The 23,362-nt window shown below is 40.7% G+C and carries 20 protein-coding genes and 2 tRNA genes; 2 read left to right on the top strand and 20 right to left on the bottom strand.

Going from position 1 to position 23,362, the window contains the following annotated elements:
- The 5 genes from WJP93_RS06115 to WJP93_RS06095 all read right to left on the bottom strand — a co-directional run.
- A partial coding sequence (locus tag WJP93_RS06115) for an efflux RND transporter periplasmic adaptor subunit (protein WP_337547329.1) occupies nucleotides 1-538 on the bottom strand: 538 nt, incomplete at its 3' end.
- Nucleotides 539-771: 233 nt separating this feature from the next.
- Entirely contained in the window at nucleotides 772-1,440 is a 669-nt protein-coding gene (locus WJP93_RS06110; RefSeq protein ID WP_066557831.1) for an ABC transporter ATP-binding protein, read from the bottom strand.
- A gap of 13 nt (nucleotides 1,441-1,453) precedes the next feature.
- Complete coding sequence (locus WJP93_RS06105; RefSeq protein ID WP_066557828.1) at nucleotides 1,454-2,707, bottom strand: efflux RND transporter periplasmic adaptor subunit; 1,254 nt, start codon at nucleotides 2,705-2,707, stop codon at nucleotides 1,454-1,456.
- Nucleotides 2,708-2,950: 243 nt separating this feature from the next.
- Nucleotides 2,951-3,394, bottom strand: a complete 444-nt coding sequence (locus tag WJP93_RS06100) for a hypothetical protein (protein ID WP_308731372.1) — start codon at nucleotides 3,392-3,394, stop codon at nucleotides 2,951-2,953.
- Entirely contained in the window at nucleotides 3,372-3,845 is a 474-nt protein-coding gene (locus WJP93_RS06095) for a DUF3990 domain-containing protein (protein WP_066557806.1), read from the bottom strand. The genes WJP93_RS06100 and WJP93_RS06095 overlap by 23 nt, the downstream gene beginning before the upstream one ends.
- 175 nt (nucleotides 3,846-4,020) lie before the next feature.
- Between WJP93_RS06095 and WJP93_RS06090 the strand changes: the two genes are divergently transcribed.
- A complete protein-coding gene (locus WJP93_RS06090; protein ID WP_337547328.1) occupies nucleotides 4,021-4,929 on the top strand; it encodes an AraC family transcriptional regulator in 909 nt (302 codons plus the stop codon).
- Here the strand turns inward: WJP93_RS06090 and WJP93_RS06085 are convergent.
- From WJP93_RS06085 to WJP93_RS06055, 7 genes are all read right to left on the bottom strand, one after another.
- Nucleotides 4,865-6,262 carry an HAD-IA family hydrolase gene (locus WJP93_RS06085; RefSeq protein WP_308731370.1) on the bottom strand — a complete coding sequence of 466 codons (1,398 nt, stop codon included), beginning with the start codon at nucleotides 6,260-6,262 and terminating at the stop codon, nucleotides 4,865-4,867. The two genes, WJP93_RS06090 and WJP93_RS06085, sit on opposite strands and share 65 nt — an antisense overlap.
- Nucleotides 6,263-6,386: 124 nt before the next feature.
- A complete protein-coding gene (locus WJP93_RS06080; RefSeq protein WP_227101798.1) occupies nucleotides 6,387-7,577 on the bottom strand; it encodes an iron-containing alcohol dehydrogenase in 1,191 nt (396 codons plus the stop codon).
- A gap of 227 nt (nucleotides 7,578-7,804) precedes the next feature.
- Nucleotides 7,805-9,241, bottom strand: coding sequence for an Asp-tRNA(Asn)/Glu-tRNA(Gln) amidotransferase subunit GatB (gene gatB / locus WJP93_RS06075; RefSeq protein ID WP_337547327.1), 1,437 nt, complete (start codon nucleotides 9,239-9,241; stop codon nucleotides 7,805-7,807).
- A complete protein-coding gene (gene gatA / locus WJP93_RS06070; RefSeq protein WP_337547326.1) occupies nucleotides 9,238-10,683 on the bottom strand; it encodes an Asp-tRNA(Asn)/Glu-tRNA(Gln) amidotransferase subunit GatA in 1,446 nt (481 codons plus the stop codon). Before gatA ends, gatB begins: the two co-directional genes overlap by 4 nt.
- 72 nt (nucleotides 10,684-10,755) lie before the next feature.
- Complete coding sequence (gene gatC / locus WJP93_RS06065; protein WP_337547325.1) at nucleotides 10,756-11,046, bottom strand: Asp-tRNA(Asn)/Glu-tRNA(Gln) amidotransferase subunit GatC; 291 nt, start codon at nucleotides 11,044-11,046, stop codon at nucleotides 10,756-10,758.
- A gap of 74 nt (nucleotides 11,047-11,120) precedes the next feature.
- A complete protein-coding gene (aspS, locus tag WJP93_RS06060; protein ID WP_337547324.1) occupies nucleotides 11,121-12,452 on the bottom strand; it encodes an aspartate--tRNA(Asn) ligase in 1,332 nt (443 codons plus the stop codon).
- Between the two features lie 403 nt (nucleotides 12,453-12,855).
- Nucleotides 12,856-14,496: an ABC transporter ATP-binding protein gene (locus tag WJP93_RS06055; protein WP_337547323.1), complete on the bottom strand. Its 1,641-nt coding sequence runs from the start codon at nucleotides 14,494-14,496 to the stop codon at nucleotides 12,856-12,858.
- A 195-nt stretch (nucleotides 14,497-14,691) separates the two neighbouring features.
- Between WJP93_RS06055 and WJP93_RS06050 the strand changes: the two genes are divergently transcribed.
- Entirely contained in the window at nucleotides 14,692-16,101 is a 1,410-nt protein-coding gene (locus WJP93_RS06050; protein WP_337547322.1) for a helix-turn-helix transcriptional regulator, read from the top strand.
- 41 nt (nucleotides 16,102-16,142) lie between these two features.
- Here the strand turns inward: WJP93_RS06050 and WJP93_RS06045 are convergent, their stop codons facing one another.
- From WJP93_RS06045 to WJP93_RS06010, 8 genes are all read right to left on the bottom strand, one after another.
- Nucleotides 16,143-16,976 carry an ABC transporter permease gene (locus WJP93_RS06045; protein WP_337547321.1) on the bottom strand — a complete coding sequence of 278 codons (834 nt, stop codon included), beginning with the start codon at nucleotides 16,974-16,976 and terminating at the stop codon, nucleotides 16,143-16,145.
- Nucleotides 16,973-17,947 (bottom strand): ABC transporter permease, encoded by a 975-nt coding sequence (locus WJP93_RS06040; RefSeq protein WP_337547320.1) that lies wholly within the window; start codon nucleotides 17,945-17,947, stop codon nucleotides 16,973-16,975. Before WJP93_RS06040 ends, WJP93_RS06045 begins: the two co-directional genes overlap by 4 nt.
- 21 nt (nucleotides 17,948-17,968) lie before the next feature.
- Complete coding sequence (locus tag WJP93_RS06035) at nucleotides 17,969-19,540, bottom strand: ABC transporter substrate-binding protein (protein ID WP_337547319.1); 1,572 nt, start codon at nucleotides 19,538-19,540, stop codon at nucleotides 17,969-17,971.
- A gap of 44 nt (nucleotides 19,541-19,584) precedes the next feature.
- On the bottom strand, nucleotides 19,585-20,892 hold the full coding sequence (gene larC, locus WJP93_RS06030; RefSeq protein ID WP_337547318.1) for a nickel pincer cofactor biosynthesis protein LarC: 1,308 nt from the start codon (nucleotides 20,890-20,892) through the stop codon (nucleotides 19,585-19,587).
- A gap of 256 nt (nucleotides 20,893-21,148) precedes the next feature.
- Nucleotides 21,149-21,844 carry a nickel pincer cofactor biosynthesis protein LarB gene (gene larB, locus WJP93_RS06025; protein WP_082868475.1) on the bottom strand — a complete coding sequence of 232 codons (696 nt, stop codon included), beginning with the start codon at nucleotides 21,842-21,844 and terminating at the stop codon, nucleotides 21,149-21,151.
- Nucleotides 21,845-21,920: 76 nt separating this feature from the next.
- Nucleotides 21,921-22,664: an ATP-dependent sacrificial sulfur transferase LarE gene (gene larE / locus WJP93_RS06020; RefSeq protein WP_337547317.1), complete on the bottom strand. Its 744-nt coding sequence runs from the start codon at nucleotides 22,662-22,664 to the stop codon at nucleotides 21,921-21,923.
- 439 nt (nucleotides 22,665-23,103) lie between these two features.
- A tRNA-Arg gene (locus tag WJP93_RS06015) sits at nucleotides 23,104-23,177 on the bottom strand.
- A gap of 48 nt (nucleotides 23,178-23,225) precedes the next feature.
- Nucleotides 23,226-23,297, bottom strand: a tRNA-Asn gene (locus WJP93_RS06010).
- Nucleotides 23,298-23,362 lie beyond the last annotated feature (65 nt).

Genomic DNA, 23,362 nt, shown 5'->3' with positions numbered 1-23,362 from the left:
CACTTGAGCTTTCTTCTTCGGATGAACTTTCTTCCTCACTTGAGCTTTCTTCTTCAGATGAGCTCTCCGTTGGCTCTTCCCAGCCCGGATCCCATCCTGGATCCCAGCCTGGATCAAAATCGCCTGGATTAAACGGTGCTGCCGGTGTTGTCTTCTGCAATTTGTCTAACCGTTTAAAACCCTCTGAAATCTCAAGAACTTTTTTCTGAATCTGAATATCAAGATCCTGCAAATTCAAATTGTCCATTGTTGTGTCCATCTTTAAAATAGGATCACCAATATTTACATTGTCGCCTTTTTTCACTAAGACCTCTGAAATTTTCTGTGAGGTCGTAACACTTATTTGCTGGCGCTGATTATTGACAACCTGTCCATACATATACATATCAGAACCATAATCAGATGTCGATATGCTGCTGACAGGAACAACTTTTACATATGTATTTGCCTGCTTATTTTTTTGATACACATATACACCGGCTCCGCAGCTTCCTACTATAAGCGAAGGTACCAGAATATAAACTGCTAATTTTTTCATACTGCCCTCCATTTGCCATATCTTATGATGTTGGGGTCAAAAGGTATTTTACCCCCAACTGATACACACGAATTGCTCCGTTGCGATGCAACTTTCGCAATTCTAAAAACATTCGGATTCGCTGATTTTCTTTGAAAATCGCTGCATCCTCATGTTTTTGCGGGTCCCAAGCTCAAAGCCTTATCGTGCAAGCACGAACGGCTTTTGGAGCTTTTGACCCTAGTATCATCTTATTATTGTTCTGCAATCTGTCCATCGCGGATGTGAATGACACGCTGCGCATGTGATGCAATTTCTGAATCATGTGTAATCATAATAATTGTTACACCTTCCTCGTGAAGACTCTGAAAAAGTTCCATAATCTGTGCACCAGACTTGGAATCAAGCGCACCAGTCGGTTCATCCGCAAGCAAAATTTTGGGATGATTGGAAATGGCTCTTGCAATAGCTACTCGCTGACACTGTCCACCTGACAGCTGTGTCGGTTTATAATTCATACGATCTTCTAGTCCGACACGCTTTAGCGCCTGCGCGGCAATCTCCTTTCGCTTTCGCTTTGGTATTCCTGCATATGTCAGCGGAAGACACACATTTTCAAGTGCCGTCTGCTTCATCATCAAAAAGAAACTCTGAAATACAAATCCAATCGTATTTAAACGCACAGTTGAAAGTGCATTGTCTTTATATTTTAAAATGTCCTTTCCATCCAGGTAAAAGCTTCCTGAAGTTGGCTTATCCAGGCATCCGATAATATTCATTAATGTTGATTTTCCGGAACCTGACGGTCCCATGATTGCCACATACTCGCCTTCCTCTACACTAAAATTGACATTTTTTAAGACGGGCATTTCCTGCTTTCCCTGAAAATAACTTTTATTTATATCTTTTAGCTCTAACAGCATACTGCCTGCCCCCTTACTCCATCACATTCATCGCACCGGCATTTCCTGCATCGCCCTGATTTTCACCATTCTCCATGCTGTCCGGCAAAATAGCCTCCATACCTTCCTGTGTCAGCTCATCTGGAAAAGCAATATAGTCATTCTCTGTCAGTCCATCAAGAATCTGGTACTCAAGCATTTCCTCATCAATCTCTCCAACACTTATCTCTTTCTTGCAGACCTTTTGATTGTCATCACAGCTCCACACATAGTAAGTATTCGTCTCATCATCTGATACTACATAGTAGTTTGGAATCCAAAGACCTGTCTTTTCCTCTGTTTCTCCGGTATCCTCCTCCATGATTACATGCTGTCCAAGCATCAGATCCATTGCCTCATTGACAGTCACATAGAAGTGATACTTGCTGCTCTCTGCTGAGGAATCAGAATAACCGTTATTATTATTATCTGTTGCCGGCTCTGTCTCTATTTTGCTTACAACACCAGTATATATTTTATCCTCATCAGCTCTTGGACGAATTACCATCTGCTCACCCACATATAAGCTGTAAATATTCATTTCATTGCATGTTCCCTTAATTCTATAATCACCAGTAGCCAGAATTGTCATAAAGGCATTTGAACCAGAAGAACCATAATTATATGAATCACCGCTGCCTGATGAATCAGAATTGATACTCTTTATAATACCGTCAATATCTGAATAGACAACTGCATTATCAACGTTTTTCTCCAGCTGTGCACGCTCTAGCTGCTTGACACTAATATTATATTCCTGCTTATGAATTGAATTTTGCGCTGAAAGAATCTGAAGATTATACGCCTGCTTCTCAGACTCCTTTGCCTTAGATGCCTGCACATTCAGCTCATTTAACTGTTGGTTCATCGTCTGGAGTGTATTATTCATCTCCTCTAATTCCAGATCAGCCTCCAGAATCTTTTGCTTCATTGCCTCAACATCGTAGGAAAACAGAGGATCACCCTTTTTCACTTCATCGCCAACTTCTACAAAAGTCTCCTTGAGCTGCTTATCGGAATCAAGCTTTATATCCTTTGATTCCTGCGGATCTACAACACCGACAAGGCGAGTCTTTATGCCAAGTGCGCCCTGATCCATAATATCAGATACCTTGCTCATATAAACAGATCCTTCTGCTGACTCTGCAGATGCCAATTTTTCCTGATTATAATAATTTTTATAATAATACCAACCGCCGCCTGCAGCAGCAATTAAAACAAGACCGATTAAAACGGTTCTTTTTCTCATACTTTCCATCCCTTCCCGCAATGCGGTTTGTTGTTCTTTTTTTTAATTAGATACAGTATATCACTTTCTGACAATATTGAAAAGTGTTCAATTCTTACGATAAATTTAAAATGTAATTTCAGTTATTAACTTTTCTTTAAGGCAAAAACCAAGAAAGGTCAAAACCTCATTCTGAGTGAAAGAAAGGTTTTGACCTTTTGGCAGTTTTATGAATCAAAACTTGTAAAGTGGTATATAATAAGATCAATCTAACAATTTTCCCTCTCTATATGACCACTCAAGATAGTTTGGATTTTGATAATATAAATCAGTATTAAAATTCGATATCTCATCACTAATAAAAGAAGAAAATATTTTCATCAACTCTGAAACTTCATCTCCCGGCTTCGCACAGTCCTCTATCATAATACTATATAATTTACCAATATCAAGAAAACTCGGGATCGAATACTTGCAAGCCGATATTGTATCAAAATTTCCCTGCTTTATTTTATAATAATCAACTACTTCATCGCTAACCTGTTCAAAACTAAGGCAGTGATCTACCTCTGCATCATACAAAAGCTTTTTTATACCATCTTCACCAATTTGATTCACAATATCTCCACGATGATTTTTTGTTTCTCTTGCAATATATTCAATTAGTGCGCACACATAAAAATAATCATTTCTTTCCTTCTCTGTCATAAACTACCTCACTCTTTACAAACGTCAGACAATCAAGCGCCGACAATGTATGGAAACTTATTTGATGTGTCGGATATTTAAATTCTGCCAACACCCAAAACTGCTTTCTGTTTATTCGCCCTGCTAGAAAATCATTTACGTAATTCCATACTGTATCATTTGCCATAGGTCCCTCTACAATATCATAGGAATGTGTTTTTCCACTTCTACACTCTGCAATAAAGTCTAACCACGCATCTGATATTTCTGGAAATCTTAATATATTTAATTTTTCATTCGGCTTATATTCATAGTAATTGATTATCGGATCACCAATTCCGCGATTTGCCCATCTTACTGCCTGTTTAAAATTATTGGTGCAATAAAATCCCCAAGAAAAATCTTTTGTATACCTTGCCTTTCTTACTTCTGGGTACTGAACAATCTCTTTACTCGCATGATATAGTTCCATTCTTCACCTCTTTATTAAATTACCATCTTGTTCTACTTACCTTTTAATAATAGTAATAAAAAAAGTATCTGTCAAGTTTTTGCTCTTCCACATTTTTGGTTGTTTTCTTTCGTTTCTTGTGGTATACCTATTACGAGAAAAAGATTGACTTTGAGAAAGGCTTACTATTATACATATGAATATCCAAAATATTGATTTATTTGAAATGCACGAACCTTTAACGGGTTCTTTTCCTTTTGCTGCCCTGACGGCTGTTCTGCCTGATGACATTTCTTCTGTATCTATTCACTGGCAGGATACTATGGAAATTCTTCTAATCCGTGAAGGAACCGGACAAGTATCAATTGACCTTGAAAAAATTTCAGTAAAGAAGGGCGATATCTGTCTGATTTTACCAGGTCAGCTGCATTCCATTGAAACAGATTCAAACTCCTCACTGAAGATTAGCATGATCCAGTTTCCACTGTCTCTTCTTTCTGGAAGTGCAGATAATGACGATGCATTTGCATTTTTAAAGCCGCTCTCAGAGGGTGAACAAGTCATTCCATGGCTTATCACGCCTGAATACGGCTGGTACAATGAGTTTCGTCAATGTTTTGAGGAAATGTTTCAGCTGCAGACGTTTTATTCAGCAGCTTACCCGCTTGGCATAAAGAGCTGTCTCTTTCGCCTGTTTTATCTGCTATTTTACAATGAGCCGTCTGTAAAGCCAAAGAGCCGTCCACAAAAATCAGTAGTAAAGACAAAGCAAATCATTAGCTATATCACAGATCATTACAGTGAACCGCTGTCTACTGAGCAGATGGCAAAAGTATGTGAATTTAGTGAGTCTCACTTTATTAAGTTCTTTAAGTCCACGATTGGCATAACATTCACAGAATGCTTAAACAGCTATCGCCTGTCTCAAGCTTCAAGACTGCTGCTTGCAGACACTGACGAACCAATCATGGACATTGCAAGAAAATGCGGTTTTAACAGCATTCCTCATTTTAACCGCGTCTTTAAGAAAAAATATGGAATTACGCCAAGTGCGCTTCGCGGCACAAAATCTTCTCCAGAGACGGCAGATCCATCGCTCTCATAACAATATCACAATTTGCCGTCTCTCCTTCTGGTGACAAATTGGAATGAATGTAGCATGCACCCATACCAAGTGATTTTGCAGTACGTATATCATCATATTCACTATTTCCGATCATCATTACCTTTGTGGGATCTAAGCCTTCTGACGTTAATAATGCCTTAAAATAAGCAGCATCTGGCTTTTTGCAATGGTAATCTGATGACAGGCACACCTTATCAAAGTAATCATAAATACCAAGATAGCGCAGCTCGCTGGCAGTAAATACCTGCTGCGCATTGCTAAGCACATAGAGCTTTTTTCCTTTCTTTTTCAGGTGGGCAAGAAGCTCTTTTGCACCATAATATAAGCGAACATAGCGCAGTGAAAAGCTTCGAAATACCTGCGCGGCATCCACAGCCTCCTGTATAGAAACACGCACACCCTTTTCTTCATATAAACGCATAAAGACACGCTCTACCTGCGGCTCAGGAATCTGCTTGGGATTTTCATGCAAAAGCCGCTCTTCCTCATCATGAATCAATGCACCATATCTCCAGCGAAGCTCCCATGAGCCGTACTTTGCTCCTTTGTAGGCATAATATTTTGCCATAAACTCCCAAAGCTCATGATCACCCTCTTCTGTATGAATGTCAATCAGAGTGCCATACAGATCAAAAAAATATGCCTGATAATCTGGCATGTTAGGCGCAACAATCGGTGTATACCGCTCATTTTTGATATAGCGTCCTTTTTTTCCTGCTTGTGAAATGAGGATGCCATCACCGTCATTTATGGTACAGATCTTTCGTCCTGTTTCCTCCTCGTAACTTTCCAGTATCTCCTTTGTCTGTTCATAAGCAGTCAGATATGCCAGGTAATGCGGCATAATATTTAACGGCACAATGCCAAAACCGCTGCAGTCTACATTTTCTCCAACTTCCTCAATACCACCGGGTTCAATCTGACAGGCAAACTCCATCGTATCGCCAAGAACCATGCTGCCGGCACTTATTCCTATAAGCACATGGCGGTTAGCAAGCTCAGTCAAAACTTCCAGACTATTTTTCCACTTTTTTAAATGCTTGCGCAGATAAAATGGATTTCCGCCCATCAAAATAACAACATCATATGCCAATAAAAAAGTCGCGTCCTGAAATTCCACGTCCACGCACTCCGGCTCAAGTCCAAAGCGCCTCATGAGCGCACTTAATACTGGAACATTATGATCTTTTTCTTTGTACCGGCACGAGGCGGTTGTCACAAGCGCTGCTCTTCTTGAGATTGGCACAAGTGCTTTTTTTATTTCTTCCTCCAACTGCGGGGATGTTATGCCGTCCGATGTCAGTAATATCATTTTTTCCTCATTTCCGCACAAAACTGTGCTAATTTTATAAACTAATTATACCCTTTCCCACTCCGATTTGCAAGCAAAAGGGCGCGCACCCTGCGGTACGCGCCCTAAATTTTTTATTAAGTAATTAGAAATCTACTTCTTCATCGTAGTAGCAGCACTTTAACAGCTTTGCCATCTGCTCTGGGTTAATGCTTCTTGGATTGGAACCGGTACAAGCATCGCCTACAGCAAGCTCAGCAACCTTCGGCAGCTTCTCCATGAATTCCTTCTCATCAATGATTCCGCCCTCATAGTCCTTGATGCAGGTCGGGATATTTAACTGTGCATTCATACCCTTGATATGAGCGATCAGTGCATCTACAAGCTCTGCATCGGTGCTTCCCTCTAAGTGAAGGAATCTTGCGATATTTGCATATCTCTTCTGTGCTTCTGGCTCTACTGCATTGAAGCGGATAACCTTTGGCAGGTACATTGCGTTTGCACATCCATGAACGATATGTCCGCCACTGTAAGCTGCACCAGTCTTATGTGCCATGGAGTGAACGATTCCAAGCAGTGCGTTAGAGAATGCCATACCAGCCAGACACTGTGCATCATGCATCTTTGCACGTGCATTCATGTCGCCATTGTAGGATGGAATCAGATACTCGCTGATCAGCTCGATTGCATGAAGTGCTAACGGATCAGTGTACTCGCAGTGAAGAGTAGAAACATATGCCTCGATTGCGTGAGTCATTGCATCCATACCGGTGTGAGCAGTCAGCTTCTTTGGCATGGTCTCTGCTAACTCAGGATCTACGATTGCAACATCTGGTGTGATGTTAAAGTCTGCTAACGGGTACTTGATACCCTTCTTGTAATCGGTAATAACGGAGAATGCGGTTACCTCGGTAGCAGTACCGGATGTAGACGGAATCGCACAGAACTTAGCCTTTGTACGAAGTGTCGGGAAGTTAAACGGAATGCACAGATCCTCAAATGTAACATCCGGATACTCGTAGAATGTCCACATAGCCTTTGCTGCATCAATCGGGGAACCTCCGCCGATCGATACAATCCAGTCTGGTCCAAACTCGGTCATCGCTGCTGCACCCTTCATGACAGTATCCACTGATGGATCCGGCTCTACGCCTTCAAACAGCTTAACCTCCATACCTGCTTCCTGTAAATAGGAAACAACCTTATCCAGAAAACCGAAACGCTTCATAGAACCACCGCCGACAACGACGAATGCCTTCTTTCCTTTCAGCGTCTTTAATGCTTCAAGTGCTCCCTTGCCATGATACAGATCTCTTGGTAATGTAAATCTTGCCATGATAATTCTTCCTTTCTATTCTGGTCTGTCTAACTTCAGCCAGTTTTTATTAAATGATATATTTTTATTTGGTCCTGCTTTTGCAAGACTTCGTTTGTTAATTATCAAACAAAGTTACTTTATCACATTTATCCGAAATAATCAAGCATTTTTTTGTAAATTTTCCAAGAAATTTCTGTATAAAAAGATCTGCTCATCCGTTTTTTTCAACAGATGAGCAGATCTTACTACTCGTTTAATAGTTTTACTAAAATCTCGTTTACAGCTGTTGGATTTGCCTTGCCTTTCATGACCTTCATAGTCTGTCCAACTAAGAAGCCGATAGCCTTTTGCTTTCCTGCCTTATAGTCTGCTACTGACTGTGGATTTGCGGCAATGACTTCCTCTACTGTTTTCTGCAGTGCATCTGTGTCACTTACCATACCAAGACCATGCTCTTTTACATAGCTCTCTGGCTCAATGTCGTCTGCAAAAATCTTTTCAAAAACTTCCTTTGCAATTGTCTGGTTGATTGTTTTTTTCTCAACAAGTGCGATCAGCATAGCCAAATGCTTCGGTGAAAAATCAAGCTCATCAGGATCCATCATCTGCTCTTTTAAAAGACGCATTGTTTCTGTCATCAGCCAGTTTGATACCTTCTTTGGCGCTGCACCAAGAGCAACAGTCTGCTCGAAAATATCAGCCATACGCTTAGAACCTGTGATAATATCAGCATCATAATCCGGTATCTCGTATTCTTCCTTATAGCGTGCCATTTTTTCATCACGAAGTTCTGGCTGAGATGATTTTAACTGCTTAATCCACTCATCTGGAATCTGAAGCGGCGGCAAATCTGGTTCTGGGAAATAGCGATAATCCTGCGCATCCTCTTTTGAACGCATAGGATATGAATATTCCTTATTGTCATCCCAGCGTCTCGTCTCCTGAACAACACTCTTGCCTTCTTCAATAAGCTCGATCTGACGCGTTCTCTCTGCTTCAATGGCACGTGCAATAGCCTTGAATGAATTTAAATTCTTCATTTCGGTACGTGTTCCAAATTTCTCTGCACCAACAGGGCGAACAGATAAGTTGACATCAGCACGCATAGAACCTTCCTGAAGCTTACAGTCTGAAGCACCAAGATATTGAATAATCAGGCGAAGCTTTTCAAGATATGCAATAACTTCATCAGCACTTCTCATATCTGGCTCAGAAACAATCTCTATAAGCGGCACACCTGAACGGTTATAATCTACTAATGAGACATCCTCCCACTCATCATGAACAAGCTTTCCTGCATCTTCCTCCATATGAATTTCATGGATACGCACAATCTTTTTCTGACCGTTTACATCTATCTTGATTCCGCCATCATGGCATATCGGATAATACAGCTGAGAGATCTGATAGTTCTGCGGATTATCTGGATAAAAATAGTTTTTACGATCGAACTTGCAATACTGATTAATCTGACAATTAGTTGCCAGTCCAACTGCCATTGCATACTCAACAACCTGCTTGTTTAATACAGGAAGAGAACCTGGAAGTCCAGTGCAGACAGGACATGTATGGCTGTTTGGAGCACCTCCAAATGCGGTGGAGCAGCCGCAGAAAATTTTTGTTTTTGTTGCCAGCTCCACATGAACCTCAAGACCGATCACGGTTTCATACTGTGCCATCACGCTTTCTCCTCTCTTGCCTTTTCATACGCAAAACCTGCGCGAAGCAATGTTTTTTCCTGGAAACAGCCGCCAAGAAGCTGCATTCCAATTGGAAGACCCATCTTATCTTTTCCGCACGGAATTGACAAATCTGGGATTCCGGCAAGATTTGCAGATATTGTGTAAATATCACTTAAATACATCTTGATAGGATCCTGTAAGCTACTGCCTAAAAGCGGTGCAGTAGTTGGTGCTGCCGGTGCCAGAATAATATCATATTTTTCAAATGCCTTATCAAACTCCTGCTTGATAAGTGCTTTTGTCTTTAATGCCTTTAAATAATAAGCATCATAATAGCCTGAGCTTAAAACAAAGGAACCTAACATGATACGGCGCTTTACCTCTGAACCGAAGCCTTCAGAACGTGTCTTTTTGTACATGCTGTGAAGATCACCATATTCTTTTGTGCGGTAGCCATACTTTACACCATCAAAACGCTCTAGGTTTGAGCTAGCCTCTGCCGATGCTATGATATAGTATGCCGGAATTGCATATTGAACAAGACCTAAATCGAACTCCTCTACAATAGCTCCCATACGCTTAAAGGTTTCTGCTGCCTTAAAAATTGCTGCCTTTACTTCGCTGTCAAGACCATCTCCAAAATAGTCCTTTGGAAGTCCGATGCGAAGACCTTTCACATCTCTTACAAGTGCAGATGTAAAATCATATTCTTCGCGTTTCATCGACGTACTGTCTTTTTTATCATATGAAGCAATTGTCTCAAGAACAGCTGCGCAGTCAGTAACATTTTTTGTCATCGGACCAATCTGATCAAGTGAAGAACCATATGCAATAAGTCCATAACGGGAAACCGTGCCATATGTTGGCTTCATACCGGTGATGCCGCAAAATGCAGATGGCTGACGAATGGAACCGCCTGTATCAGAACCAAGTGCAAAAAAACACTCATTTAAGGCAACTGCTGCTGCACTTCCTCCTGAAGAACCGCCTGGAACATGGTCTGGATTATGAGGATTTCTTGTAACACCATAATATGAAGTCTCTGTTGTACTTCCCATCGCAAACTCATCCATGTTTGTCTTTCCAATGATTATACAGCCTGCATCAGTTAAATTTTGAACTGCAGATGCCGTGTAGGTTGGAATATAATTTTCCAAAATTTTTGAACTGCAGGTAGTCAACAATCCTTTCGTGCACATGTTATCCTTGATGGCTACCGGTACGCCGGCAAGTGCTCCTGTCAGCTCACCCTTGTCTATTTTTTCCTGAACAGCATCAGCCTGCTTGTAAGCGCCCTCTTTATCGAGTGTCACATACGCATGATACCTATCTTCTGTCTGATCAATCTGTGCGAAAACTGCATCAAGCGCCTCCCGCACGGAGATCTCTTTTTCTTTTATCTTTTTTCCCAGCGAAACTGCTGTCAATTTTTGAATCTCCATTAAACTGTCTCCTGTCTCTCCATTACCTGTTATCTAATCAAGCTAAATGTTTTATAATTATTAAGAACACCATTACACAGTCTTTGGAACCTTGAATGCCCCGTTTTTCTGTTCCGGTGCATTTGCAAGTGTCTCCACGCTTCCATCTCCATTTGTAACTACATCCTCACGGAACACATTGAAAACAGGGAATGCATGACTCATTGGCTCTACATTGGATGTGTCCAGCTCACCAAGCATATCTATATAGTCAAGCATATCAGACATATCTTTTTTTGCCTGCTCCTTTTCCTCTTCGGAAAGCGCGAGCTTTGCTAATATTCCAACATACTCTATTGTCTCATCATCAATTATATTTGCCATCGTGGTTTCCTTCCAATTTTCTTTATATTTTTACGAAAACGGTTCGACTTCTTCGCCTCCCCGCTCATTAGATGTTATGGCTCCAGTCTGGAAAGATCTCTTGGGAAAAGGCATGTCTCACGCACGTTATCCTCACCGATCAGCTTCATCGTCAAACGCTCTAGTCCAATTCCAAGTCCTCCGTGCGGCGGCATTCCATGCTTGAAAATATCAAGGTACTGATCCATACCTTCAGTTGTCATACCCTTTGCCTCGATCTTGTCAAGAAGCATCTGATACTCATGAATACGCTGTCCTCCTGTTGTGACCTCAAGTCCCTTAAACAATAGATCGAAGCTTTGAGTGAATGTCTTATCATCCGGATCATCCATTGCGTAGAACGGACGCTTCTTGCTAGGATAGTGAGTGACAAATACGAAGTCTGCGTCATATTCTTCCTCGAAGTAGCGTCCAATCAGTGCTTCCTCCTCTGGTTCAAGATCATATGGATTTCTGATCTGTCTGTTATATTTCTCTGCCACAAGACGCTTTGCCTCATCGAAGCGTACCTGCGGAATCTCATCAACCTTTGGAAGTGTAATGTCAAGCATATCAAGCTCTGTTTTGTAATCCTTCTTTAACAGCTCCATTGTGTACTGTAAAAAGCCGGTTTCCATTGCCATGATATCCTGAAAGCTGTCGATAAAGCCCATCTCAAAATCGAGACTCGTATATTCATTTAAGTGGCGTTTTGTGTTATGCTTCTCTGCACGAAATACAGGTCCAGTCTCAAACACACGGTCAAACACGCCGACCATCATCTGCTTGTAAAACTGCGGGCTCTGTGCGAGTACCGCTGGACGGTGGAAATAATCAAGCTTAAATACATTAGAGCCGCCCTCTGCTCCCTTTGCTCCGATCTTTGGAGTTCTGATCTGCGTGAAGCCCTGTGAAGTTAAAAATTCACAAAAGCCTCTTGCAATTCCCTCCTGAATGCGAAACTTTGCTCGCTCTTTCAAATTGCGAAGAGATAATGGACGGTAGTTTAATTTTGCTTCCAGTGAAGTATTTAGTTTCCATTTGTTGACAGGTAATGGCATTGCTGCCGAAGGCTCTGATAAAATAGTCACTGATGTTAAACGAAGCTCTCTTCCAAACGGTGCTCTCTTTTCTTCATAAACAACACCCTCTACACGAATTGCGCTCTCATCCTTTAATTCGCCTAACTCAAAGCCTGCTGTTTTTTCTTCATAGACACACTGAATGAGTCCCTCTGCCTTTCGTAAGATCACAAAGCGTACATCGCCCATGTCTCTTACGGCATGAACCATTCCCTCCATGCGAACAGTCTTTCCATCACAGCTTCCCTGTGCTAATTCCTTAATACTTGCATACTCTTTTTTGCTGATTCCACTGATAAATTCCATGTTGTCCTTTCTTTTCAGCCAAAATACGAGTCTCCATGACAGATGCAAGAGTACCTTAACTTGATAAACAAAAAGCCCCGAAGACCGTTTTAACACAGTCTCCGGGGCGAAACATCTTCGTTCCGCGGTACCACCCGCATTCAATCCATATCTGGATCACTCTATGGTTATAACGTAAACCAACGTGCAAACCTACCCTTTTACTCATAATAAAAGCTCAGAATGCCCGCTCCGGAGCGTTCCCACACCCAGTCCCTCATGACGGCGCTCTCAGTCGGTGACGCCCTCTTCCTGTCAAGATCGTTGGGATAGAGTCTCCTTCAATGCGTTTCTTATGGTTCATTACTATAGCACACTAAAGTTTAAATTGCAAGTAAAAAATATCTAATCTGTGAACTGTAGTTTAGAAATTGTCAATATTCACAATATGGCCGTGTTCAAAATGCATTATTTTTGTAAATTCAATCGTTCCTTGTGGGTCATGCTCAACGACAATTATAAGTTTATTCTTCTTTTTTGCAATAAGATTTAACAACTGCTCGTATTTTTCTCTCGTTTCCTGATCAAGACCAGCCTCAATTTCATCTACAATCAAAACAGATGCTTCCTCGATTCTAAGAAGCATTTTCATGATTAACAGCTTCTTTCGCTGTCCCACCGACAATGATTTTCCCTCATTTTCGATGATACGATCCTCCGCTATATCATATTCTTTTAACAGATATGTCACAGCTTCTCCCTTGTTTTGTGTGATAATGTGTAAATAATCTTCTACTGTCTCGTTTAAAAAAATCTCCTCCTGACCAACATACAAAAACTGGCGGCTCATATCCTGTTTGCAATAAGCATCAACTGATTGTGAATTAATTCTTATTGTTCCACTGTCTGGCCGATAAAGTCCGAGCAAAAGCTTTATAAATGTAGACTTTCCGCAGCCATTTTCACCCATCAGACGAACCATCTGTCCTTTTTGCAGACAGCAGGAAACTTGTGTTAAGGCAGGTGCACCGCTTGCATAAGAAAAACAAACTGAGTCGAACTCGATTGATTCAACATCTGTTAATGACTCTGCTTTCTGGCGCGGCTCTAATTTGCACACCTTATCTACATTTTCAAAGCTTACCTGTGCGCGCATAATTTGCCGCAGCAATTCCTGTGCATTCTGACCCTGCGAATTGATTACCGTTGACAACATCGTAAAAAAGATCAAGTTTCCAACGGAGCCGCCCCATGAGGGAATTAACAACAAAACAGACAACAGCATAGTAGATATCGTGTTGTAGTGTTCTGACAGCTTGGCCCAAAACATCATCAGGCGATCTTCTTTTTTTGCAGTCTGAATGAAATCACTTAATTTTCTCGTTGTTTCCTGCTGAAAGTAATCGAGCACATCGTTTGTCTGGACAAGCGTCATTGAATCAATATACTGATTGCAGACGGCATGGCACTGTTTCATTTTCTGATTTGTCTTGCCTGCCTTCTGTGAAATTCGCTTTCGCCCCAAAAATGACACATACCAGCCAAGACCAACTGAAAACACCAAAAAAACTGCAAATTTTATGCTAAATGCAAAGGCCAATACCATACATACAATAGTTGTCAATACCGCACTGATAAACGATGGTATGTGATGACCTGTCACACGAAATACATCAAGCACATCAGCATACATTGTATGCTTTAACACCTCTGCACCAATCTTATCGGCATCGGATAAGGAAGCGGCCGCAAGTGCTGCCTCCATCTTGAGTGTCAAGTCTCTCATACAAAGGCCGCCTAACTTATCCAGCAGCAAATACCATCTAATTTCCATCCAGGTATTAAACCCCATACATAATAAAAATGCTGCAAATGCGGCAAGCAAAAAAAGAAGTTCTTTCTGTCCAAGACTGTTCGCCTGTGAGATACTGTCTACCAAAAAGCGCATTCCACACGGAATCAAAAGGTTGCTCACGGTCACTGCCGCCATAATCACAAATGACATCACAAAAAGCTTTTTATATGTGATAATCATTTTTTTGTAATAGGTCATTATCAATTTCATTATTTCATTTATCCCTCAATATTTTCTATTGCATTTTGCATATTTATGATATCATTTATCTGCCATAATCCAAATGATATATTTGGACTTTATTTTTTATTTTTTTCCTTTTCTGATCATTTACAAATAGCCTGATATGCTGTAATATTTTACTATTATTGTCTAATTTACAAAACTGACAGGGAGGATATTCTATTGAGTTTAAATTATACAATTGGTGATCTGCTTTTGCAAGGTCTTGACGATTATGGAATATCTTCCCAAACAATTCGTGAAGGTGTTTTAACCGCAAAAAAATTCAGTAAAATCGAACATGATGAAGGCTTGGGAGATAGAATGATTTGGGATTTTTTATTGGAAAGAATGTCTGTGTCTCCACTTATTTACAAATGCTATATTACAAAAGATGAAGAAACATTACTTCAAAAAAGAAAGGTATTACGATCTATTACAGACGAATTAAGAAGTATTCCCTTAAATGCTACACAGCAGCAGCTGGAAAAGCAAAAGGAACTATTAAAAAAAGGGAAATTATTAGTTTTTGATTACTCTAGTGCATGGCAAAATACAGATGCCGTTATTCAAGGAAGCGGCCGCATTCATGATCTATTTGTACAGGTAATCTATGGCTGGCTTTTAAAAACCGCTCTAACTCAAAAATCACACGCTGTTTTATTTTATAGTGAATGCACTTCAAGCACTTTAGAAATTATGTACTTAGCTCATCTAAGAAAAACATGGAAAACTCTTCATTCCGTAGCAGTTGAAGAATGGTGTAAAAATGGTCATTATTTTTTAGCTGAACTTGAATTAGAGCTTATTTATTTAACATCAGATGCCTTATTATACAACCAGCAGACATCTGATGCAAAAGAAATTTTAAAGTGGCTTTGCAGACCTTTTTTGTTTGCCTGTATGCAAAAACGCAACAAAGAAAGTATTCGTATTCTTCCACTTGCAGCAGTAAAACTAGCTAAGTTAGAATTTATTGAAGGCAACATTAAGCAGGCATGGGATATCTTAGAACAGACAAAAAGGCTCATGAGGCGTGAGCAAAACAACGGTGCCATATGGTTAATACTCAATTGTCAAAAAAATTTCATCTCTGCTTCACGCAATACGCAATTCTCTGTTCAGGAAAAAATTCTAAATGAATATAAAAAATATGACTTGATTGTCAGTTCTTCAGCAATAAATCCTTATGCTATATGGGAATCATCTACCGATAATCATATATGGATTTCAAATGATGTCATCCGAAATGCACGTTTACAAAAAGGCTTTACACAGCATCAGGCATGTGAAGGAATTATAGAACCTGAAACCTACAGCAGATTTGAAAGCGGCAAATCGCGTCTTCGTTGGGAAAAACAGAAATTGCTTCTTGAACGATTAGGTCAATCTTCAGCAAGAGTACAATTTATTGTTGACAGTCCGCATCCCAAAGTACTTGTAACAGCCAAAAATATTTTGACAGATATTCAATTAGGCCGACTAAATATGGCAAATGAAAAATATATCGAATTAAGCTGTTGGCTAACAAAAAGCTCTGTTAACGATAAATTCAATCAACTTGTAACAGACCAGTTAGATTCAATGTTCTGACCTATTTCACAGCTTCTATCACTGTCTGTTCTAATAGTGTTTCACATCTGCCTTTTTTTATGATTCATGCGCTCTTGACACCAGCTTCCTATCTCGGTGAGGCATAAAAAAAGGAGTATTAAGAAAAGGCCTGGAATCAAAATCATCCACCATGCGCGCATGACAAACGCATTCTGGGCAAGTGCGAGCATACTGCCCCACGAGATTGTCTCTATTGGAAGGCCAAGCCCCAGAAAGCTAAGTGTTGATTCTTCGGCTATTGCTGTTCGTACACTCATAATAATCATAAATAAAATGGATGGAAGAAAATTTGGAGCAAGGTGCCAGTAAAGCACATGAAAAAATCCGCCACCCATACACTGCGATGCCGTGACAAAGCCGCTTTCTTTTACTGTTTTTGCCTGTGTGCGCACAATTTTTGCCATTGAAAACCATCCGCAAAGTCCAATCGCTGCACTCATTCCTATGATATTTTTTCCAAATACTGCCTGCACAAATAAGACAAGCAAAAGCGACGGAACAGAAAGAAGCACGTCTACTAACCGCATCAAAAGCCGATCCAGCCACGCAGGTGACAGTGCACTTGCTGTGCCATACAAAACTGCAATGATGGCTGATATTGCAGCAGACAAAAAGCCAATGGTAAGAGAAACACGACCGCCATGCCATATACATGAAAACAGATCGCGTCCCATAGTATCTGTTCCAAAGAAAAATTCATGCCCTGGTGCGCGGCTGCAGTTCATAAGATCCATATAGTACGCATCTTTGCAAAAAAAAGGTACAAACACACATCCCATAATCAAAATGCCAAGCAGCACAAAGGAAAGAAACGGTACTTTTTTTCTCTTCATTATATGTTTTTCAGAACTCATTTTCCCTCCTGCGCCATATATGGATTTAGCCTTGCGTTCACTAGCTCTGCAATCGTGTTTGCTGCTATCATCACCACTCCTGTTAAAAGGCATAGTACCATAAGCATGTTGTAATCAGATGTTTTGGCACTTTCATACGTAAGCATACCAATTCCCGGATAGCCAAATACTGCTTCTACCAAATAAGTACCGCCAAGAATGTGCGCCACTGAAACTGCCATAAGACTAATATAAGCTGGCAGCACATTTTTTAGGCAGTGACGAAATAATATTGTGCTGTCTTTTGTTCCCTTTGCCCGTGCAAGCACGATATATTCTGAGCGTGTTTCTTCGCAGAGCATATTTCGCACCATATAGGCAAAATACCACAAATGACCAGCTACTGAGGCAATTAATGGTAGCACAAGATGACGCAGCCTGTCAAGTAAGCTGCCTCCTCCAATTGAATATGCACCGCTTGCCGGGAGCCAGCCAAGCAATACGCTAAACACAAAAATCAGCATGAGCGCCATCCAAAATTCTGGAATGCAGCTTGTAATCGTTCCAAGACGCACAATAAGTCTGTCTGCAAGTTTATTTTCATTCCAAGCACATAAAAATCCTAACAGCAATGCTCCAATAAATAAAATCACGTAGCTTAATAAGCCTAAAACGAGTGTATTTTGGATACGTTCTTTAATCACAATAGTAACGTCCTGCTTATATTTGTAGGAAATTCCAAAATCACCGGACAGCGCCAGCTTAAGCCAGCGCACATATTGTACCGTAATCGGATCATTTAATCCAAGACGTTCTCTGGCACTGTCCTTTTGTTCTTCACTCATTTTCTCTACGCGCTCACCATAGTATGACTGTAGCGGATCAATCGGCGTAATTCGTGATAAGAAAAACACAATGGCAGACAGCACCCATATGCTGATAAAAAATGCAGCGATCTTTTTGAAAAGCACACTAAGCCATTTGTTCTTCATCGCTTGTTTCCTTTCGTTTTGTTACTGATTTTCAATTGTCCAGTCACAGATATTCCAGAAAATGCCTACACCGTGATGACCTAATACAGTATCTTCATCTATTCCCTGAATCGTATTCTCTGCTGCGTAAAGCGCATCAATATAGCAGAAGAATGTGTAAGCCGGTGTCTCTGCTAATGCTTCCTGAAACTTTGCATAAGCCTCCTTACGCTCGTTTTCATCCTCTGACTGACGTGCCTGTGTTAAGTATTCATCTACAAGTGCATTTGAATATCCAGAATAGTTCGCTCCCTTATCTGTACCAAATACCTTGTATGTATGATCATCTGCATCAAACGGAGATCCCCATCCAATGATGCAGCACTCCTGTCCTGCCCAATCGATTCCTCCTGCCGGTACATCTGCTTTTACATCAAGTCCTGCCTCGCGAAGCTGCTGTGCTGCAATCTGCGCCATATCAATGCGCACCTGATCACCTGGTGTCGCGTTAATTGTAAAGCTAATTCTCTCCCCGTTTCTGCACCAGTAGCCATCTGCATCTTGTGTGCATCCTGCTTCCTCAAAAATCTCTGCCGACTTTTCTAAGTTATAATCGTAGTGCTCCACATTTTCATTGTTATATTTATTTCGCTGCAGAGGACCATATGCCACTTCACCCTTATCTAACAACACTGTATCAAGGATTGCCTTACGGTCAATCGCATAATTGATTGCCGGGATCAGATCGGCATTTTCCTGCCAATACTCGTTATTAAAGTTGTAGAGAATGCCTCTGTAGTCAGAAGTTGTCATATCGTACACTTTAAATTCGTCATTATCAGCAAAAAGTGATTCTTCCTTTGGTGTAATCTGCGCCAAATCAAGCTCGCCGCTTAATAGCTGCATTGCCTTTGCATTATCATCTGTCACAATCTTAAATACAATTGTATCAATATTAGCTGCACCGGCAAAATACTCCTCATTCTTTTCCATTGTAATAGTCTGTCCTGCATCCCAGCTTACAAACTTATATGGTCCTGTTCCAACTGGTGCACGGAAAAAGTCAGATGTCTGCCAATCTTCACCCTCTAACAGATGCTTTGGCATAACAGGTTTTGTCATATATTCCAAAAAAGCGGTATTAACGTTAGAAAGATGAAAAGCTACCGTATGTTCGTCAATCACCTCAATGCTCTCTATATCCTCATAATCAGGTGCATTCTCAGATTCATTTGCCGGATCCATAATTGCTTCGAATGTAAATTTTACATCCTCTGCTGTAAAAGGCTCACCATCATGCCACTTGACGCCTTCCTCAAGATGAAACGTGTATGTTAAATTCTCCTCATCATACTCCCAGCTCTTTGCCAGACGCGGAATAATTTGATTATCACCATCATGATCAGTAAGACCATCAAATAACAGCACGTTTATTTCGCAGTGCTCATCCATTGCCGGGTTAATGCGTGTATAGTCAGTGCTTCCATATACAAGTGTAGTTTTGTCTGCTTCGTCTGCAAATGCTGTTTTTGAAAAGCCTGCTGAAAATACAAATGCTGCCGCCATAAACGCAGCACAGCCTGCCGTTAAATTTCTTACATGTTTTTTTCTCATATCATTCTCCTTTTTTTGATAAATAAAAATTCTAATCAGCTTTTTTATTTATCAAAGTCACTTGCAGTCTGCCTTGCTTCGCGAATGGATATTCCCTGCTTTCTTGCAATTGATGCCAAATCTTCATACTCATACTTTTCACGTGAAGTACCATATCCTGTCGAAACTTTCTTTCTCACATCACCATATGGAGTCTTTATTGTCTTTATAGAGCGTGTCATAGTATAGCGTCTTGAAAACTGCTCTCTAACACCAAGCGTAGTTGTATGCAAAAATATAAGTTCAATCATGCGGTCGCGGTCTTCCTCACGGCACATCACTTCAAGTAAAATGCCTGGTCTGGATTTTTTCATTCCTGTAGAGACAGTAAATACTTCCAGAGCACCTGCTGCTAAAATTGTCTCTGTTGCAAAGCCAATTTCCTCTGCATTCATATCATCTATGTTGCAGCAAAGCTCAGAAACACGGCTTACATCATCTGCTGTCTCTCCTAACATCGCACGGACACAATTTGCCATCTCAAAATCCTTCTTGCCCATTCCATAACCGATAGCCTTCGTCTTCATAACTGGCATATCACCAAATTTTGTGGCAAAATGTTTTAAAAGTGCTGCGCCTGTCGGTGTACAAAGCTCTCCCTGAATCCTTCCGCCATAAATCGGCACTTCCTTTAAAATATAAGCAGTTGCTGGTGCTGGTACTGGCAAAATACCATGTGCACAGCGTACTTTTCCGCTTCCAACATGAACTGGTGATACAATCACCTGATCAACAGAAAGCTCCTCCATAAGCATACAGACTGCTGTAATATCAGCAACGGCATCCATAGTTCCTACTTCGTGAAAATGAATTTGATCAACTGGTACACCATGTGCTGCGCTTTCAGCCTGGGCGATCAGCTGATAAACTGCCATTATATCACCCTTTACGCGATCTGATACCGGCAGATGATCTCTTACGATATGCTCAATATCATGCAGGCTGCTGTGGTGATGATGTGCACCATGCGCATGATCGTGGTCATGATGATGATCTTCATGATCGTGGTCATGGTCTTCATGATCATGATGGTGGTCGTGGTCATGGTGATGGTCTTCATGGTCATGATGATGATCGTGATCATGATGATGCACATCAAGGCTTTCCTCTTCCTCACCATTTACTGTCACCTTACTGTGTGTTCCTGTAATACCGCATTTTTGCGTTTTTTCTTTCTCAAAATGAACTCCCGGGATTCCAAGTGCATTCATTTTTTCAAAAAATGCATCCTGATCAGGCAAAAGCTCTGAAAGTGCTGCTGTCAGCATATCACCTGCTGCACCCATTCCACAATCTAAATATAATGTTCTCATTTGTTTTTTTCTCCTTTATGCTACAGTTCACGCGTCATTTTATGGAAGCTCGAAGGTGAATGGATTTCACGAGCCGGACACTTGGAGCAGGTCTTTCAAAGTAACGTATAATAAGAAAGAACATAACAGGAACCTGCGGAGTTTGGTCCGGCGACGAAACCATTGCACCGAAGAGCTTTGCTGTAAATATTGATTTCCCCGTGAACTGTACCTCTTTATTTAATTACAACTATTCAAAATCACATTTACAAAATAATTACATATGATTCATCATTCCTGCCAAGTAGCCGGCGCCAAAGCCATTGTCAATATTTACTACAGATACACCGCTTGCACAGGAATTAAGCATTGACAAAAGTGCTGAAACACCGCCAAAGGATGCACCGTATCCTACGCTTGTAGGAACTGCAATGACAGGGCAATCTGCTAAGCCGCCTATTACACTTGCTAGTGCGCCTTCCATTCCGGCTATTGCAATGATTACACTTGCACTCATGATTTCATCCATATGATTTAATAAACGATGCAGTCCTGCCACTCCAACATCATATAGGCGCACAACCTCGTTTGCATGAATTTCTGCTGTCAGCGCTGCTTCCTCTGCTACTGGAATATCAGATGTTCCGCCTGTCGCCACAACAATCTTTCCCTTTCCAGTCGGTTTTGGCATTTCTCCGATAATGCCAACTCTTGCATCTTTGTGATAATGCAATGGATGTACCTGACTAATCATATCTGCTGCTTCTGATGATAAACGTGTAATTAAAATGTGATCCTGACCATTTTTTAACATAGCAGATACAATTCCAATCATCTGCTCTGGTGTCTTTCCTGCACCATAGATTACTTCTGCTGCGCCTTGGCGGATTTTTCTGTGTAAATCCACCTTTGCATATCCAATATCCTCAAAAGGCTCTTTTTTTATTTCAAGCAGTGCATCATCTATACTCATACTTCCTGCCTTCACTGCTTCTAGTATCTGTCTTGCCTCGCTATTCACAACTTTATCTCCCCATATAATCAAATTTTTATCTGGCCTGCAAATCAAGCAGCACTTCTTTGTAATATTTTTTCAATTCTATAAGAATTTCCTCTCGCATTTCTAAAAGCTTTGTCATCTGTGCTGCCGGCATCTGAATCTTTGCAGAGTCATTTAAATAACGCACACGAAAATCTGTAAAGCCAAGAGAGAACAGATAATTTTCTGCTTCTTCCGTCTTTTCAAGCTTTTCTGCAGTGATGCGCTCGTTTGTTGGGATACGTGTTGCCAGACAGGCATAAGCTGGCTTATTCCATGTAAAAAGACCTGCTTCTTTTGAACGTCTTCGAATTTCCGTCTTTGTAAGACCACAGATACGAAGTGGTGAGTAGACACAAAGCTCTCGAAGCGCACGCATTCCTGGGCGGTCATCTTCTGCATCAGATGCATTAGTTCCATCCATCAGTACTGTAAAACCATCCTTCTTCGCCTCTGCAAGAATCATATTGAATATAACATTTTTGCAGTGATAACAGCGGTCTGACGGATTTTTCACTACTGTTTCATTTGAAAGAACATCTGCTGTTAATACCTTCATATCAGCATTTAGCTGCTTTGCAAGACGCATAGCATCATCAAGCTCAAATTGTGGCTGAAATGCAGCATTGACATAGTAAGCACGCACCTGCGCTCCACTATTAATTGCTGCATAAAGCAGATAGGAAGAATCTACTCCTCCAGAAAATGCCAATGCTACTTTATTGTGTTCTTTGAAAAATTCATTTAAATCCATTTTTGCATCTCCATTTCTGTCTTTTTATATCATTCTAGTATTTTAATTTTGTCTTATTAAACAAAAAAAGAAGGCATATTATCTCCCTTCTGGGAAATCATATACCTTCCTAGTATATCTGTTTCTATTATATGTAAGCGTCAACACACGCCCCAGTTTACTGAGGCATTTATAACGTTTTAATTGTAAATAATATATGTACTCTTCTGAGTACAGCACATGCTTCATGCATGCCACAAAAGTATGTGTATTTTACCATATTTTTCTTTGTTTGTAAACTGTAACTAAACTGGTCCGTCGACGAATCCATTCACCTTCTGGCTTTGCTGTAAATATTGGGTGTCCAGTGAACTGTAACGTTGAAAGCCCTTCACCTTAAATTTATGCTGCAAATACGAAAAAAGCCACAGGCATACTGCTTGTGGCTCTCTCATCTTAATGTGCCCGAAGGGATTCGAACCCCCGACCCACGGCTTAGAAGGCCGTTGCTCTATCCAACTGAGCTACGGACACATTTTCATAAAAAATAACTGAAGCGTTATGTAACAGATCAGTTATCAGCTCCCCGAGTAGGGCTCGAACCTACAACAACTCGGTTAACAGCCGAGTGCTCTACCATTGAGCTATCGAGGATTATGTGCTTGTCGGTTTCGTTTGTTCTGTGTTCTCTCAACCAACATCCTTATTATAACACATCT

The sequence above is a fragment of the Anthropogastromicrobium sp. genome (assembly GCF_037349415.1).
In the GTDB taxonomy this organism is placed as follows: Bacteria; Bacillota; Clostridia; order Lachnospirales; family Lachnospiraceae; genus Anthropogastromicrobium; species Anthropogastromicrobium aceti.
Note: the sequence above shows the minus strand (reverse complement) of the source record. Positions and strands in the feature narration are given on the sequence as shown.